Annotated in this window: 16 protein-coding genes and 1 riboswitch; of the genes, 6 read left to right on the top strand and 10 right to left on the bottom strand. The window is 68.6% G+C overall.

From position 1 onward, the window contains the following. Nucleotides 1–1,239, bottom strand: a complete 1,239-nt coding sequence (locus ACSQ9I_RS13210; protein WP_093109218.1) for an efflux RND transporter periplasmic adaptor subunit — start codon at nt 1,237–1,239, stop codon at nt 1–3. Nucleotides 1,240–1,380: 141 nt separating this feature from the next. Beyond that, nucleotides 1,381–2,253 carry an alpha/beta hydrolase fold domain-containing protein gene (locus ACSQ9I_RS13205; protein ID WP_436292532.1) on the bottom strand — a complete coding sequence of 291 codons (873 nt, stop codon included), beginning with the start codon at nt 2,251–2,253 and terminating at the stop codon, nt 1,381–1,383. Nucleotides 2,254–2,421: 168 nt separating this feature from the next. On the opposite strand from ACSQ9I_RS13205, the gene ACSQ9I_RS13200 reads away from it, so the two are divergent. Then, nucleotides 2,422–3,336, top strand: a complete 915-nt coding sequence (locus ACSQ9I_RS13200; protein WP_436303837.1) for a LysR family transcriptional regulator — start codon at nt 2,422–2,424, stop codon at nt 3,334–3,336. 3 nt (nt 3,337–3,339) lie between these two features. Here the strand turns inward: ACSQ9I_RS13200 and ACSQ9I_RS13195 are convergent, their stop codons facing one another. Genes ACSQ9I_RS13195 through ACSQ9I_RS13160 form a run of 8 tightly spaced genes read right to left on the bottom strand, consistent with a single transcriptional unit; the run spans nt 3,340 to nt 10,980 of the window. Beyond that, entirely contained in the window at nt 3,340–4,335 is a 996-nt protein-coding gene (locus tag ACSQ9I_RS13195; RefSeq protein WP_436313449.1) for an aminotransferase class I/II-fold pyridoxal phosphate-dependent enzyme, read from the bottom strand. Further along, nucleotides 4,332–5,288: an adenosylcobinamide-phosphate synthase CbiB gene (gene cbiB, locus ACSQ9I_RS13190; protein WP_436315751.1), complete on the bottom strand. Its 957-nt coding sequence runs from the start codon at nt 5,286–5,288 to the stop codon at nt 4,332–4,334. Before cbiB ends, ACSQ9I_RS13195 begins: the two co-directional genes overlap by 4 nt. Before the next feature lie 9 nt (nt 5,289–5,297). Continuing rightward, the gene (gene cobO, locus ACSQ9I_RS13185) at nt 5,298–5,867 is read right to left on the bottom strand and encodes a cob(I)yrinic acid a,c-diamide adenosyltransferase (RefSeq protein ID WP_093109213.1); all 570 of its coding nucleotides are present in this window, start codon (nt 5,865–5,867) and stop codon (nt 5,298–5,300) included. A 20-nt stretch (nt 5,868–5,887) separates the two neighbouring features. Then, nucleotides 5,888–6,676 (bottom strand): ABC transporter ATP-binding protein, encoded by a 789-nt coding sequence (locus tag ACSQ9I_RS13180; RefSeq protein WP_093109212.1) that lies wholly within the window; start codon nt 6,674–6,676, stop codon nt 5,888–5,890. After that, nucleotides 6,676–7,635, bottom strand: coding sequence for a FecCD family ABC transporter permease (locus ACSQ9I_RS13175; RefSeq protein ID WP_436315750.1), 960 nt, complete (start codon nt 7,633–7,635; stop codon nt 6,676–6,678). The genes ACSQ9I_RS13180 and ACSQ9I_RS13175 overlap by 1 nt, the downstream gene beginning before the upstream one ends. 41 nt (nt 7,636–7,676) lie before the next feature. Beyond that, a complete protein-coding gene (locus ACSQ9I_RS13170) occupies nt 7,677–8,537 on the bottom strand; it encodes an ABC transporter substrate-binding protein (RefSeq protein ID WP_093109210.1) in 861 nt (286 codons plus the stop codon). Then, nucleotides 8,534–9,106, bottom strand: a complete 573-nt coding sequence (locus tag ACSQ9I_RS13165) for a bifunctional adenosylcobinamide kinase/adenosylcobinamide-phosphate guanylyltransferase (RefSeq protein WP_436313448.1) — start codon at nt 9,104–9,106, stop codon at nt 8,534–8,536. Before ACSQ9I_RS13165 ends, ACSQ9I_RS13170 begins: the two co-directional genes overlap by 4 nt. Next, a complete protein-coding gene (locus ACSQ9I_RS13160; RefSeq protein WP_436313447.1) occupies nt 9,103–10,980 on the bottom strand; it encodes a TonB-dependent receptor domain-containing protein in 1,878 nt (625 codons plus the stop codon). The genes ACSQ9I_RS13165 and ACSQ9I_RS13160 overlap by 4 nt, the downstream gene beginning before the upstream one ends. Nucleotides 10,981–11,060: 80 nt before the next feature. Then, nucleotides 11,061–11,298, bottom strand: a riboswitch (cobalamin riboswitch). 39 nt (nt 11,299–11,337) lie between these two features. Here ACSQ9I_RS13160 and ACSQ9I_RS13155 point away from each other — a divergent pair. The 5 genes from ACSQ9I_RS13155 to ACSQ9I_RS13135 all read left to right on the top strand — a co-directional run bounded on the left by ACSQ9I_RS13155 (nt 11,338) and on the right by ACSQ9I_RS13135 (nt 15,384). Then, nucleotides 11,338–11,562, top strand: a complete 225-nt coding sequence (locus tag ACSQ9I_RS13155) for a DUF904 domain-containing protein (protein WP_436313446.1) — start codon at nt 11,338–11,340, stop codon at nt 11,560–11,562. After that, complete coding sequence (locus ACSQ9I_RS13150) at nt 11,562–11,897, top strand: cell division protein ZapA (RefSeq protein ID WP_093109207.1); 336 nt, start codon at nt 11,562–11,564, stop codon at nt 11,895–11,897. The genes ACSQ9I_RS13155 and ACSQ9I_RS13150 overlap by 1 nt, the downstream gene beginning before the upstream one ends. Nucleotides 11,898–12,173: 276 nt before the next feature. Further along, nucleotides 12,174–12,989, top strand: a complete 816-nt coding sequence (locus tag ACSQ9I_RS13145; protein ID WP_093109206.1) for a sulfite exporter TauE/SafE family protein — start codon at nt 12,174–12,176, stop codon at nt 12,987–12,989. Nucleotides 12,990–13,112: 123 nt separating this feature from the next. Beyond that, complete coding sequence (locus ACSQ9I_RS13140; protein ID WP_436313445.1) at nt 13,113–13,538, top strand: universal stress protein; 426 nt, start codon at nt 13,113–13,115, stop codon at nt 13,536–13,538. 154 nt (nt 13,539–13,692) lie between these two features. Beyond that, entirely contained in the window at nt 13,693–15,384 is a 1,692-nt protein-coding gene (locus tag ACSQ9I_RS13135; RefSeq protein WP_436303831.1) for an esterase/lipase family protein, read from the top strand. Nucleotide 15,385: the final 1 nt, after the last annotated feature.

Below are 15,385 nucleotides of genomic sequence, written 5' to 3'. Positions count from 1 at the left end.
TCAGGACTTCGCGGCAGCCGCCACGCGCTGCGGCTGCACCTCGGCCTTGGCGTCCATGGTGACTGCCTGCGGTGCCACCAGCGCGCCGGGGCGCACGTGCTGCAAGCCGTTGACCACGACGCGTTCGCCGGCCTTCAGGCCCTTGGTGACGACACGCAGGCCGTTGACCGATGCGCCCAGCGTGACTTCGCGGTACACGGTCTTGTTGTCGGCGTCGACGACCATCACGAACTTCTTGTTCTGGTCGGTGCCGACCGCGCGTTCGTTGACCAGCACCGCGCTCTCGCTGCGGGCCTGGCCCATGCGGATGCGGGCGAACTGACCGGGGATCAGTGCACCGTCCTTGTTGTCGAAGGCGGCACGCACGCGCACCGTGCCGCTCCTGGCGTCGACCTGGTTGTCGATCAGCTGCAGCTTGCCTTCGTAGGGGGTGCCTTCGAGGCCGGCGGTGCCCATCTGCACCGGGATGCCTTCGATCTTGTTGCGCGCACTGGCGCCGCCGGGCAGATCCTTCAGCGCCTTGACCACGACCTGCTCGTCGGCATCGAAGCTCGCGTAGATCGGGCTCACCGACACCAGCGTGGTGAGCACCGGCGCGCCGGGGCCGGCCGCGACCAGGTTGCCCACCGTCACTTCGATCTTGCCGATGCGCCCGGCCACCGGCGCGCGCACCTGGGTGTAGCCCAGGTTCAGGCGTGCGCTTTGCAGCGAAGCCTGCGCCGCGCGCAGGTTGGCCTCGGCCTCGCGGCCGGCGTTGACGCGCTCGTCGAGCTCGCGCTGGGCAATGGCCTTCTCTTCCCACAGGCGGCGTGCGCGCTCCTGCTCGCTGCGCGTGAAGGACACGCGCGCCTGGGCCGAGGCCACCTGCGCTTCGGCGCGCTCCACTTCGGCCGCATAGGGCGCGGGGTCGATCGTGATCAGCAGGTCGCCCTGCTTGACCAGCGAGCCTTCGCGGAAATGGGCCGCCTGCACGGCGCCGGCCACGCGGGAGCGCACGTCGACCCGCTCGACCGCCTCGAGCCGGCCCGAGAACTCGTCCCAGGTGTTGACGTCGGTCGCGGCCACCGTGGCCACCGACACCGGCGTGGCGCGCGGGGCGTCGGCCGCGGGCGCATTGTTGGCCTCGGCCTTGAAGCTCGGCAAGCCGAGCGCGGCGCAGGCGATCGCGACCGCTGCGGTGATGCCGGTCACGGCGGGCCAGAGGCGGCGGCGGTTCTGGTTAGACAGCTTGCTTTGCATGATGAACGTCCTTTTGAATGACTTTGGGAATGCAACGGCCCAACCGGCGTCGTGACACAGGAGGGCGATATCCGGCACCGCCGGCAAGGCCTGCGGACCGAGGAGATTCGAAAAACGGGTTACCGGCGTGGCCGGCTGGGCCTAGACCGGGGGAGGCACCGGCGGCGCCGTGGCAGCGAAAAATGCGCGCATGTGCTCACCGACTGTCTCCGGACACGCGCAATCGCCATAGGCGGGGTCGTACAACTCGTCCGGACACTTCGCGGCCGAGGGCAGCACGCCCCGGGTCACCGAAATGCCCGCATCCTGCAGCCGCTGCGCGAAGCGCAGGGCTTCGTCGCGCATCGCATCGTCCTCGCCGACCAGCACCAGCGTGGGCGCCAATTCGGCCAGCCGCAGCGAGGCGCCCGGCACCGCATAGGGGTGCGTCGCGTTCATCGGGCGGCTCAGGTACTCCTGCCAGCCGGTCGCCCAACGGCACTTCACGGCGTCGCTCGTCGCCTTGCGCAGCGATTGCGTACCGGCGCAGGGGTCCAGCATCGGCGACAGCAGGATCTGGCCCGCCAGCGGCGGATGCGCGCGATCCCGCGCCATCAGCGCCACCGCGGCCGCCACGTTGCCACCGGCTTCCTCGCCGGCCAGGTAGACGCGGGCGCCCTTGCCTGCCAGCTTGACGCGCTGCTTGTAGAGCCACTCCAGCGCCGCGAAGCCGACCTCGATGGGTTCGGGGAAAGGTGCCAGCGGATAGGCCAGCGAGACCACCACCGCACCGGCGCCGGCCAGCAGGCGGGCCACGTTGCGGCCGAAGTCCAGATCGCCGCTGATGAAAGTGCCGCCATGGAAGTGCAGCACCAGCGGCACCGCCGCACCCTTGGCCCGTTGGCCATAGAGGCGCGCCTCGACCGGCGCGCGGCCGGGTAGCGGGATGCTGATGTCGGTTTCGGCGCCTTGCACAACGGCTCCCGCCGGGGCCTTGGCGGCTTCAGCAGAACGCGGAGTGGGACGGGATGACATGAGCGGCCTCGGTGAGTGGACGATGGGTTGAATATTACGAGCCGGATTGGCTGCTGCAACGAGCTGTTGGCCCCTACTCTGTTTCCAATTGGCTAACAATCAGCTAAGAAGCGGCATGTGAGAATCCGCACCCCGGTGGAAACACCGGGTTTTCCAGGAGCAGCATAAATGGACCAGATCCAGGCCATGCGGATCTTTGTCCGCGTCGTAGAAGCCGGCACCTTCACAAGAGCAGCAGACTCCCTTGGCCTGCCCAAGGGCACGGTCACCAAGCAGATCCAGGCGCTGGAATCGCGCCTGCACGTGAAACTGCTCAACCGCACCACGCGCCGGGTGACGGTCACGCCCGACGGCGCGGCCTACTTCGAGCGCACCGCGCGCCTCCTGAACGACTTCGACGAGATCGAGGCCAGCATGACCAATGCGCAGGCCAACCCGACCGGGCGGCTGCGCATCGACGTGGGCACTTCGACGGCGCGGATGATCATCCTGCCGGCGCTGGCGAGCTTCTGCGACCGCTATCCCGACATCCAGGTCGACCTGGGCGTGAGCGACCGCCCGGTCGACCTGATCAGCGACAACGTGGACTGCGTGATCCGGGCCGGCGACCTGACCGACCAGTCCCTGGTGGCGCGGCGCATCGGCACGCTGGAATTCGTGACCGTGGCCTCGCCGGCCTACCTCAAGCGCTACGGTGTGCCGCAGCATCCGACGGACATCGAGAAGCGCCATCATCTCGTGAGCTTTTTCGCCGGCGGCACGCGCCGCGTCTACCCGCACGAGTTCCACAAGGGCGACGAGCACATCGAGATGTCGGGTCCCTACCGGGTCTCGGTCAACGAAAGCAACGCCCACCTGGCGGCGGTGCTCGGCGGCTTCGGCATCTCGCAGTGCATCACCTTCATGACGGAATCCCACCTGGCCAACGGCGAGCTGATCGAGATCCTGCCGGACTGGACGCGGCCGCCGCTGCCGGTGCACGTGGTCTATCCGCCGAACCGCCACCTGAGCGCCAAGGTGCGGGTCTTCGTCGACTGGGCGGCCGATCTGTTCCAGAAGAATCCGCGGCTGCAGCGGCGCTGAGCCTCAGGGTCGCGCCGCCGGCCATGCGCGTTGCAGCGCCGACTGGCTGGCCGGCGGCAGCACGCCGAGCCGCACGTGGTCCGGCAGGCCGAAGGAGCGGGTGTCGCGCAGCTGGATGCCTGCATCACGGAGCGCTGCGGCACGCGGCGCATAAGGCACATCCGGCCGCGCGCAGAAATAGTTGGCGACGCTTGGCAGGCAGGTCCAGCCCAGCGCGGCGCACAGGGCCTCTTGCTCGCGTTTCCACGCGCGCAATGTGTCCAGGCTGTGCCGGAGCCAGTCCTGCGCTTCGGCGCCGGTCCAGGCGGTGAGCAACGCGACACCGTGCGCTCCCAGCGGCCAGGATGGCGCGAGGCGGCCGAGGCGCGCGATCATCGCGCCCGCATCCCGGGGCGCGATCGCGTAGGCGGCGCGGATGCCGGTGAGGCCCAGCGCCTTGTTCGGCGTCCACAGTTGCCAGACGCGATCCTTCTGCGCCGGGCTCAGCCCCAGGCTGCCTTCGAGCCGCAAGGGCTCATAGGCGAGGTCGAGCACGCAGGTGCCTTTCAAGGGCAGCGGCGAATCGGTCAGGGCCTGCAAGCCGTTCTGGGCTTGGCCGAATGGGCTGGACGGATCGCAGCACCAGGCCAGGTCGGCACCGGCTGCCGGCGCGGGCTCGAAGCCCCACGCGCCGGCGGTCCGCTGGTAATCGCCATAGCTGTGCGGCGGCATCCAGACGCCGCGGCCGCCTTGCTGCGCCACCGCGGCCGTGATGCGCCCGATGAATTCGCTCGCGCTCGCGGCGATCACGATGCGCTCGGCGTCAACGCCATGGAAGCGGGCGAGCCCTTCACACAGCGCGGTGTAGCGCGGATCGGGATAGCGGCGGGCGTCCGCTTTCTGCAGCGCGGCCAGCGCCGATGGACAAGGGCCGCAGGCATTGGCGTTGGTGGAGAAATCGTGCGGCGCCGCGCCGCGGGCGTCCGGGCCGCCGTGCAGAGGTTCGTCGAAGGAAGTCATACAGCCAGCCCGAGGATCGATGCCGATGCGACAAGGGCCAGCAGCACGACGACCCTGGCCGCCAACGATGCGGCGCGTTGCGTGTCCGCCGCGCTGGCCGCGCGTCCCGCTTCGTTCAAGGTGTAGACGCCGGGCTTGGCGAGCCGTACGCCGAGGCAGAGCGCCATCGCGGCCATGGGCCAGCCGCTGTTGGGGGATGGGGTATGGCGGGCTTCGCGGGCGATGGCGGGCAGAGCCCTCACCCCAGCCCTCTCCCGCTCGCGGGAGAGGGAGCAAGACGAGAGGAGCAGAAAGGCGGTGAAGCGCGCAGGCAGCCACGACAGCACATCGTCGGCGCGCGCGGCCCACTTGCCGGCCCATTCCCAGACGCGGCCTTGGCGCACGCCGCGATAGCCCCACATCGCATCGGCGGTGTTGGCGAAACGATAGAGCGCGGCCCCGGGCAGGCCTAAGAGCACGAACCAGAACACCGGCGCGACCACCGAGTCGTTGAGGTTCTCGGCCAACGATTCAATCGCGCTCTCGCGCACCTCGGCTTCGTTCAGCGCATGAACATCGCGGCTGACCAAATGCGCCAGTCGGTCGCGGCCGGCATCGAGCGAGCCGGCCAGCGCCGCTTCGACGGCCAGGACCTCGTCGCGCAGCATGCGCCAGGCGAACAGCGGCTTGAGCGCCAGGCCCAGAAACAGTACCTCCGCCCAGCCCGGGAGGCGCGCGGCGGCGACCGCGACCGCCCACGCGGCCAGCAGGACCGTGGCAGCGCCGGCCCACCAAGCGAGCGCTCCCGCGGCGAAGCGCGCGAGATCCGGTGAGCGCGCCGCTTCGGCCGGCGGTGCGATGCGCCGCCCCGCCCAGCCCAGGTAGCGGCCGATCCAGACCACGGGATGCCAGCGCGCGGCCGGTTCGCCCAACCATCGATCGATGGCGAGCGCGACCCAAAGCGCGGCCACCATCGTCAAGCTCTAGTCCTCGATGCCTCGTTGCGCCGGAATACCGGCCTTGAACGCATGCTTGACCATCTGCATCTCGGTCACCGTATCGGCCAACTCGACAATCTCGGGCGGGCAGCGGCGCCCGGTCAGCACCACGTGGACTTCGCGCGGCCGCGTGCGCAGCGTCTCCAGCACGCCTTCGAGCGGCAGCCAGCCGTAGATCAGCGGATAGGTGATCTCGTCGAGCACCACGAGGAAATGCTCGCCCGAGAGGATCGCCGCCCTCGCCTTCTCCCAGCCGTCGCGCGCAAGCTGCGCCGAGCGTTCGAGATCCTGGCTCTTCCAGCTGAAGCCGTCGCCCAGCCCTTCGATCGGGATGCCGATCTGCTCGAACATCCGGTGCTCGCCGAAGCGCGCGCTCGGCACCTTCATGAACTGGAAGATCTTCACGGCCTTGCCGCGGCCGTGCGCGCGCAGCGCGAGACCGAAGGCCGCGGTGCTCTTGCCCTTGCCGTCGCCGGTGTTGACGATCACGAGGCCGCGGCGCTCGCCCTCGGGCTTCTCGTAGGGCTTGTCGCTGGGTGGGGTTTCAATCTGCATGGGAGTTCCCGGTTGAGTGTTCAGTGCGGTACGGCCAGCCACTGGTTGGCCACGCGATGCACGGTGACGCGGCCGTCGAACACCGCTTCGAGCGCCTGGTGCGTCGCTGCATCGTCGCAGCGGCCATGGTGCAGCACGCGGCCCTTGGCCATCACCACCATCGCATCGGCCGCCAGCGCGGCATTGAGTTCGTGCAGCACGCTGACCACCGTCCTGCCTTCGGCCACCAGCGCACGGGCGCTCGCCATCCAGTCGGCCTGGTGCGGCGGATCGAGGTTGGCGAGCGGTTCGTCCATCAGCAGCAGTTCGGCTTCGACGGCCAGCGCACGCGCCAGCAGCACGCGCTGGCGTTCGCCGCCCGACAGCTGGCCGAGCGGCCGCCCGCCCCACTCCCAGGCCTGGGTGCTGCGCAGCGCGCGCTCGACGGCCGCGCGATCGGCATCGCTGGGCGCGGCGAGCCAGCGCTGGTGCGGCAGGCGCCCGAGCATGGCGACGTCGTAGACCATCAGGTCGTCGGCAGAGCCTTCGCCCGCGCCGCCCTGGCCGAGCCACGACAGCCGCCGCGCGCGCGCACGGCCGGAGATGGCATCGAGCGGCTGCCCGAACAGCCGCACCTCGCCGCGATGGGCCAGCAGGCCGGCCAGCACCTTGAGCAAGGTGGACTTGCCCGCGCCATTGGGACCGACGATGCTGGTCCAGCGGCCGGCCGCGAGCGCGAGATCGATGCCATGCAGCACCTCGGTCTGGCCCAGCGTCGCGCTGACCTGCCTTGCCTCGAGCGCGATGCCGCGCGCGACCACCCGCTCCATCAGAAGCCTCCCCGCGCGCTGCGCCGATGCATGAGCCACAGCAGATAGCTGCCTCCGAGCACTGCGGTCAGCACGCCGACCGGCAGCTCCTGCGGCGCGATCAGCCAGCGCGCCAGCTGGTCGGCCGCCATCAGCAGCAGGCCGCCCATCGCGGTCGACAGCACGATCAGGCGCGCATGCGTGGTCTTCACGGCCGAGCGCACCAGGTGCGGCGCCGCCAGGCCGACGAAAGCGATGAGCCCGGTCTGCGCCACCGCGGTGCCGGTGGCAAGCGCGAGCACCGCAACCAGCGCGGCGCGCATCGCGCCCAGCGGCAAGCCCAGGCTGCTGGCCGTGGCCTCGCCGAGCGCCAGCCCGTCGAGCACCGGCGCCAGCGCCCAGCCCAGCAGCAGGCAGACGAGGCCGAGCGCGCCCATCACGCCGCAGGCGCTCCAGCCGACCAGGCCCGTGCTGCCGAGCATGAAACCCTGGATCGCCTGCAGGATGTCGGCCGAAGCGATGGTGATCAGGTCCTTGGCGGCGCCGAGCACCACGCCGACGATCACGCCAGCCAGCAGCAGCCGGAGCGTCTGCTGCACGCCGCGCGCCAGCATCAGGGTGAGCAGCACCGCCAGCACGGCCCCCAGAAAGGCCGCGCCGGTCAGGCCCAGGCGCACCACCCATTGCGTGCTGGCCGCCGAGACGCCGAACAGCGACAGCGCCACGGCCATGCCGAGCGAGGCGCCCGAAGCACTGCCCAGCAGATAAGGGTCGGCCAGGGGATTGCGAAACAGGCCCTGCGCCACCGCACCCGCGAGGCCGAGCAGCGCGCCGGCGAGCCAGGCGCCCAGCGTGCGCGGCAGGCGGATGTCCCACACGATCTGCAGCGCGACCGGATCGCGGTGCGCCGCGAACACGCTCTCGAAGCCGGTGCTGCCGATGCCTGCGCCCAGCACGATCAGCGCGGCGCTCAGCACCATCAGCCCGATGCCGAGCGAGAGGGCGCGGCGATGCTCGCTCTTCACGCCTTGTCCTGCAGGCACTTCGCCATGAGCTGTGCAGCCTCGCCCATGCGCGGGCCAGGCCGTACCAGCACATCGGATTCGGCAGCCTTGAAGCGGCAGATGCGGCCTTCGCGCACCGCCCGGATGGAAGCCCAGCCCGGCCGCTGCTCGAGTCCCTGCGCGCTGCGCTCGCCGACCATGATCAGGTCGGGATCGGCGCGCACCACGTATTCGGGATTGAGCTTGGGAAAGGGCCCGAGCGAAGCCGGCACGATGTTCTTCACGCCGAGGCGCGCGAGCGTCTCGCCGATGAAAGAGACTTCGCTCGCCGCGTAGGGCGCGCTGTTGATCTCGAAGTACACGCGCCTGTTCTTCGCGCGCGCCGGCAGCGCCTCTGCCGCCGCCGTCACGCTGGCATCGATGGCGCGCCACACGCGTTGCGCATCGCCGATGCCCAGCACCTGGCCGAGCGCGTCGAGCACGCGCTGCACGTCGGCATGGCTCTTCGGTTCGAGCACGATCACTTTGAGACCCAGCGCCTCGAGCCGCTCGGTGACGCGCGAGGACTTGGCCAGGAGCACCACATCGGGCTTGAGCGCCACGATGGCCTCGACGTTCGGATCGATGCCGCCGCCCAGCTGCGGCAGTGCGCGCACGGCATCGGGCCAGTTGGAGTAGCGGTCGACGCCGATCAGCCGCTCGCAGGCGCCCAGCGTGCAGACCGATTCTGTCAGCGAGGGCAGCAGGCTCACGATGCGCTGCGGCGGCCGCGGGAGGTCGACGCGCACGCCGCGCTCGTCGGTCACGACCACGGCATGGGCCGCGACCGTCAGCGCCGCCGCGGCCAGCGCGAGCGCCCACCTGCAAAGCGGATTCATTCGGGTTCTTTCAAACTGAGCGGCAGGCCTGCGGCCATCAGCGTGACGCGCTCGCAGGCCGCCGCCACCTCCTGGTTGAGGCGTCCCAGCGCATCGACGAAGGCGCGCACCTCGCTGCCCATCGGGATCACGCCGAGACCGATCTCGTTGGCGACCAGCACCACCGGGCCGCGCGCTTCGCGCAGGGCACGCAGCAGCGAAGCCTGCACCATCTCGAGCGAGGCGCTGCTTCCCTGAGACGCGGACGCCGCCGGCATCAGCAGGTTGGTGAGCCACAGCGTGAGGCAATCGACCACCACCAGGACATGCGGCGCGCTCAGCCGGGCCAGCGCGGGACCGAGCGCGATCGGCTCCTCGACGGTGGCGAGGCCCGGCACGCGCAGCGCGCGGTCCTCGCGATGCCGGGCGATGCGTTCGCGCATCTCGTCGTCGTGCGCCATCGCGGTCGCGATCAGCACCGCATGGTGCGCGGGAGAACGCGCAAGCCACTCGGCCGCGCGCCCTTCGGCGCGCCGCGACTTGCCGCTGCGCTGACCGCCGAGGATCAGCTCGCGGCGTGCGATGTTCATTTCGGCTGCCACCGCACCGTCAGGTAGGCAGCGCGCCCGCGCTGGTTGTAGCCATAGGCTGTCTCGTAGGTCACGTCGTTGAGGTTCGTGATGCGCCCCTGCACCGACCAGTCCTTCGCCACCTGGTACTCGGCATAGAGATCGACGGTCGTGTAGTTGCCGAGTCTGCGCGTATTGGCCACGTCGTCAAAGCGGCGCCCCACATGCAGCGCCGAGCCGCCGAACTTCCAGGGGCCGACGGCGTAGTCGATGCCCAGTGAAACGGTGTTCTTCGCGCGGCGCGGCAGCAGCTTGCCGGTACCCTCGTTGCGCGGGTCCAGCGAGTCCAGGTTCGCATGCACGCCCCAGGGGCCGAACTGGCCGTCGTACCCCAGCGTCCAGCCTTCGATCCGTGCGCGGAGTATGTTCTCGGGCCGGGTGGTGTTGGTGATGAAGCCGCGGATCTTGTTGTCGTAGCGCACCAGCTTCACGCTCTGGCCGTCCTGGCTCCAGGTGATGCCGACGTCGGTGTTCTTGCCCTCTTCCGGCTGCAGCGCCGCGTTGCCGAAGTTGGGGAAGTAGAGCTGGTTGAACGAAGGCGCGACGAAGCTGGTGCCGTGCGACGCGTTGACGCGCCAGTTCGGCGTGATCCGGTAGCCGTAGCCGGCGAACCAGGTGTTGCTGTCGCCGAACTGCGAATTGCGGTCGTGTCGCGCATCGACCTGCCAGCTGTGGGCGCCCGCGCTGCCGTTGAGGCCGACGAAGGCCGAGTCGATGTCGCGCTTGGTCACTGTGTACGCGGTGTCGCTGTTCACCTCCTGCACGCGACGCTCGAGGCCGGCGACCACGGTGCCGATCGGCGTCGCGATGTCGTTCTGCCAGAGGTACTGGTCCTGCGTGGTCTCGAACAAGCCCGGCAGCGTGGCGGCGACGATGGAGCGCGTGTAGTCGCGGCTCTGTGCGTAGCGCAGCTGCGTCGACCAGTTCTGCATCACCTTGCCGCGCGCGCCGATGTACGCGGTCTGGGTGCGCACAACGGCGCGGGTGTCGCGATTGGGGCCGTCGTCGAAATGGTTCAGGCCTTCCGAGTACAGCAGGCCGCTGTCGATCTTCCAGTCTGGATTGATCTGGTAGCCCAGCGACGCGTTGAGGGCGCTCTGCATGAAAGGATCGCGGTCCGGGTTGAAGTTGCCGAACTGCACCTTGCGGTTGGTCGCGGAGAAGCTCTTGTCGATCGTGCGCTGCGCGTCGAGCGAGTACGTGAAGGGCCCCGAGGCGCCGGTGAAGCCGCCGGTGATCTGCTTGTAGCCTTCGCTGCCGATGGTGCTCGACGCGCGCGGGCTGAACGAGTCCTCGCCCGGCTTGGCCTTGCGCGTGAAGATCTGCACCACACCGCCCACGCCGTCGCTGCCGTAGAGCGCCGAGGCCGGCCCCTTGACCACTTCGATACGTTCGATCATCTCGACCGGGATGTTGTCCCACGAGGGCGTGCCGGCTGTGGCGGAGCCATAGCGCACGCCGTCGATCAGCAGGATCGTGTGGCGGGCTTCGGTGCCGCGGATGAATACGCTGCTGACCTTGCCCGCACCGCCGTTGGCGGACATCTGAACCCCCGCGACACGCGCCAGCAGTTCGGGCAGCGTGCGGCTGGCCTGGCGTTCGATCTGCGCGCGATCGATGACCACCGTGTCCGACACCAGCTCGTCGGCACGCGTGGGCGTGCGGGTCGCGGTCACCACCGTTTCGGGCAATGCCGGGGCTGCAGCTTGTGCGAAGGCGAGCGCGGGCATGCCCAGCAACGCGGCAACCGAAAGGGAGATGGCGCTGGGGCGTGCCAGCGGACGCGACGAAGCACGCCCGTCGGCGCGTGCGGAAGAAACGCAGGTTGTCATCATGGGAAACACAAGAGATCAATGTCCGTCACCGGCTTCCCCGCCGGTGCTTGGACGTCATGACCGCCTCATGCTTCACGCATGCGGCAGCCGCCTCGTTGGCCGGTATCCGGGCTGGCAGCGCGCCCCCGTCGCCTTCCCAGGCGCCTGTTTCAGGGCGCCCAGTGGCTTCTTGACGAGGGTGGCATCGGAAAGACGCCGTCTGCTTGACCGTTGCGGGGGCAGCGCAGGCTGGCTCGGCCCGAGGGGGCTTCGACTCCTGCTTCCCGTTGAACTGCGCCGCGTGAACCGCGGCGCGAGCACCAACGCGCGGGATTTTAAGTGCGAAAGCGCGCTCGCCGGAAACTACAATCGCCCCCCATGCCTGCACCGAGCCGTATTGAACAGATCGCCGAGCGCGTCGAACGTTTGCTTGTGCGCCACGAAGAAGTGCAGCGCACCAACGCGTTGCTGCTGGAGCAGGTGAACGCGCTCACGCGCGAACGCGATGCGCTCAAGTCGCGGCTGGCCGCGGCGCGCACGCGGCTCGATGCGCTGCTCGAACAGCTGCCGGCAGAACCCTCTCAAGACGCTCCCTCTTCCTGATGAAACAAGTCGAAGTCCAGATCATGGGCCAGAGTTACCTGCTAGGCTGCCCCGAAGGCGGCGAGCCGCAGCTGCGCGAAGCCGTCGAGCGCGTCGATGCCGCGATGTGCAAGATCCGCGACGCGGGCAAGGTGAAGGCGCGCGACCGCATCGCGGTGCTGGCCTCGCTGAACCTCGCCTTCGACCTGGCCCAGCGCGAAGCGACGATCGCGGCGCCTGCCGCGCCGGCGGCCGCCCCTGCGGCGGGTCCCGATGCAGCGGCCGACGATGCCCGTGCCGCACAACTGATCCAGCGCCTCGACCAGGCCCTCGCCGGCGACGACCATTTGCTGTGACGGACTACATGCGCTCGTCATTGCGGGCGTAAAATCCACTCCGTCTGCGGTGCGTGTCGGGCTTAATATTTCCTTGTTCCAATGCTCTACGGAGCAGGGCTTGGTATATCGCTTGGCGGGTGTGATCATCTCGCGTCAGATGAACCCGAAGCCTTGCTGCCCTCGCCCACCTGAACCCTGGTTCAGGATGCGAGTCCGGCCTCACTCGCAGACACCTTTTTTGGACGGCCACGGCCCCGTATTCGGGGCCGTGGCTTTTTTCAGAGGCCTCCCTTCATGACGATCGCCCCCCTGCTGGTCGCCGAACTCGCCGTGCTCGGCGTCGGTACCGGTTTTCTCGCCGGCCTGCTCGGCATCGGCGGCGGCATGTTGATGGTGCCTTTCATCACGATCATCCTGGGCCATCGCGGCGTGCCGGCCGACCTGGCGGTGAAGATGGCGATCGCAACCTCCATGTCGACCATCATGTTCACGTCCATCTCGAGCGTGCTCGCGCACCACAGGCGCGGCGCCGTGCGCTGGGACATCGTGAAAAGGCTGTCGCCCGGCATCGTGATCGGCAGCCTGGTCGGCAGCCTCGGCGTGTTCGCTCTGCTCAAGGGCTCGGCGCTCGCCGTCTTCTTTGCGCTCTTCGTCGGTTTCTCGGCAACGCAAATGTTCCTGAACCGCAAGCCCAAGCCGACGCGACAGATGCCCGGCACCGCGGGCCAGCTCGCGGGCGGCGGCGCGATCGGCTTCCTCTCGGGCCTGGTCGGCGCCGGCGGCGGCTTCATCAGCGTCCCCTTCATGACCTGGTGCAATGTCGCAATCCACAACGCGGTCGCCACCAGCGCCGCTTTGGGCTTTCCGATCGCGGTGGCCAACGTGCTCGGCTACGTGGCCAGCGGCCAATCGGTGCAGGACCTGCCGGCCGGCTCGATCGGCTACATCTGGCTGCCTGCGCTGGCCGTGATCGCGGTCTGCAGCTTCCTCACTGCGCCGCTCGGCGCGAAAGCCGCGCACAGCCTGCCGGTGTCGAAGCTCAAGCGCGTGTTCGCAAGCATCCTCTACGTGCTGGCGGCCTACATGCTCTGGAAGGGCTTGCGCGGCTGAGCGCAAGGCCCCCTGCATCCACTCGGCTTCTACTCGGCTTCTCTGTACGTGCGCGGCACCTCGCCGTATAACCTTGCCATGCGGCGCTTTCGCCGCAGGTTGCAAGAGAACGAGAGGCAGTGCATGAAGATCCTGATCGCCGTCGACGGCAGTTCCCATACGCAGAAAGCGCTCGACTACCTGGCCGCCCATCGCGGCATGTTCGTCGACGGCCATGCGCTGATCGTGGTGCACGTGTGCAGCGGCCTGCCCGGCCATGCGGTCCGCCATCTCAGCAAGGATGTGGTGGAGGACTACTACACGGAAGAAAACGCCAAGGTGCTCGAGCCCGTCAAGGCTTTCTTCGCGAAGCACGACATCGGCAACTACCGCGCCGAGCCGCGCCACGGCCACGCCGCCGAAGAGATCCTGAAGGCCGCGACCGCGGGCGGCGCCGAGCTGATCGTGATGGGCACCCACGGCCACGGCATCTTCGGCCGCGCCCTCATGGGCTCGGTGGCGACCAAGGTCGTTTCGGAGACCGACATTTCGGTGCTGCTCGTGCAGTAGGGCCGCGCCGCTGCGCCGGCAACCGGCGCCCGGCGCATATCCATCGCTCTACACCAAACGAGTGATGTCGCGCACGAGGTGACGGGCATATAAACGCCCGGTATCGCGGCGCCGGTGAAGAACTCGTACGGACTGCCCGCGCCAGGAGAATCGCATGGCCAATCCGCACGCGCCGTACCACCCCATCATCTATGTTCGCGGCTTCGCCGGCACGCAGAGCGAGATCGAGGCCACGGTGGCAGACCCTTTCATGGGTTTCAACATCGGCAGCACGAAGTCTCGCCGTATCTGGGACGGCACCATGCGCCGGTACTTCTTCGAGTCGCCGCTCGTCCGCCTGAAGGACGAGATCATCTGGCGACGCACCGCCACCGGCCGAGAGCGCTCGGACCAGTGGTACGACGATGTCTACGTGAACGGCGAAGACCTGACCGCACCGGATCCCGACGACAAGACCAAGCCGCTGCGCTCCGACATCACGCTGCCCTACCAGTCGATCGCGATCCTGCGCTACTACGATGACGCCTCCAACGAGTTCGGCGACGGGCAGCCGCATCCGATCACCCATTTCGCGCAGAACCTCGGCGAGCTCATCCTGCGCATGCGCACCCTCGTCTGCAGGAAGAACGGCAAGCATCCGATCCTGGGCGACCCGCTCGACAACGGCGTGGAGGAAAAGGACTTCAAGATCTACCTGGTCGCGCATTCGATGGGCGGCCTGGTATGCCGCGCCTTCCTGCAGAACGACACGCTGGGCACTCAGGAGGCCCGGGATGCCGTCGACAAGCTGTTCACCTACGCCACGCCGCACAACGGCATCGACCTCAGGGTGGTGCGCAATGTGCCCGGCTGGGGCGCACTCGGCGAAGCCACCAACTTCAACCGGGACACCATGAAGTCCTACCTGAAGCTCGCCCCGACTGCGACGGACGTCTCGGAACTCACGCACTTTCCTGCCGAACGCGTGTTCAATCTGGTCGGCTCGAATCCCGCCGACTATCTGGCGCTCCAGGGACTTTCATCGTGGGCCGTGGGCGACGCGAGCGACGGCCTCGTCCGGATGGACAACGCAACGACCTTCGGCATGGTCGGGCCCGAAGAAGGTCCCCGGCTGCGCGTCGACTCTCCGCGCGCGTTCGTGTTCCGCAGTCATTCGGGCCACTACGGCATCGTCAATTCCGAGGAGGGCTACCAGAACCTCACGCGCTTTCTCTTCGGCTCGGTGCGGACCGACGGAATACTCGACATCGAAGAAGTCGCCCTGCCCGAAGAGGTGGAGGCGAAGAGAAAAAGCGGCCACGCGGTCCGCGCCTCCTACCGCTTCGAGATCGTCGCGACCCTGCGCAGAAGCCAGTGGCAGCTGCACCGCAGGGTGGTGCGCGAGAACTCCGCGATTCAGCGAAAGTTCGACGACCTCTTTCCCGATCAAGGCCCCGGCATCGCGCGCAAGGCAGCCCAGGCGGCGAGCCCCCACCTGTTCTCGATCTTCCTCGATCCGACCCGGGCCAGCCCCGACCTGGGCAATTCGATCGCGTTCGCATTCGACCTCAACGTTCTGGTGCCCGACTACGAAGTCGACGGCGTGCTCTGGCTGAACAAGCACTTCGAGGGCGGCTTTCTCTATCGCGACCAGATCCTCGTGGAGGCCGTTCCGGATCCTGCAGCGGCCGGAGGCTGGCGGCTGCAATACGGCTTTCAGAGCCAGACACCCAATGTGGCCGCAATTCCGGCGCCTGTCAGCCCGCAGGCCGGCGCGCTGACATTCAAGATTCCCGTCGTCTCGCCGCCCGGAACCACCCCCGGCATCAAGGCTCAGCTGAGGATCGAGATGCGCACCTGGGCATGAC

It is taken from the genome of Variovorax sp. LjRoot84 (genome assembly GCF_964254305.1).
Taxonomy (GTDB): domain Bacteria; phylum Pseudomonadota; class Gammaproteobacteria; order Burkholderiales; family Burkholderiaceae_C; genus Variovorax.
The sequence above is the reverse complement of the archived record's forward strand: the minus strand, read 5'-3'. Positions and strand labels throughout refer to the sequence as shown.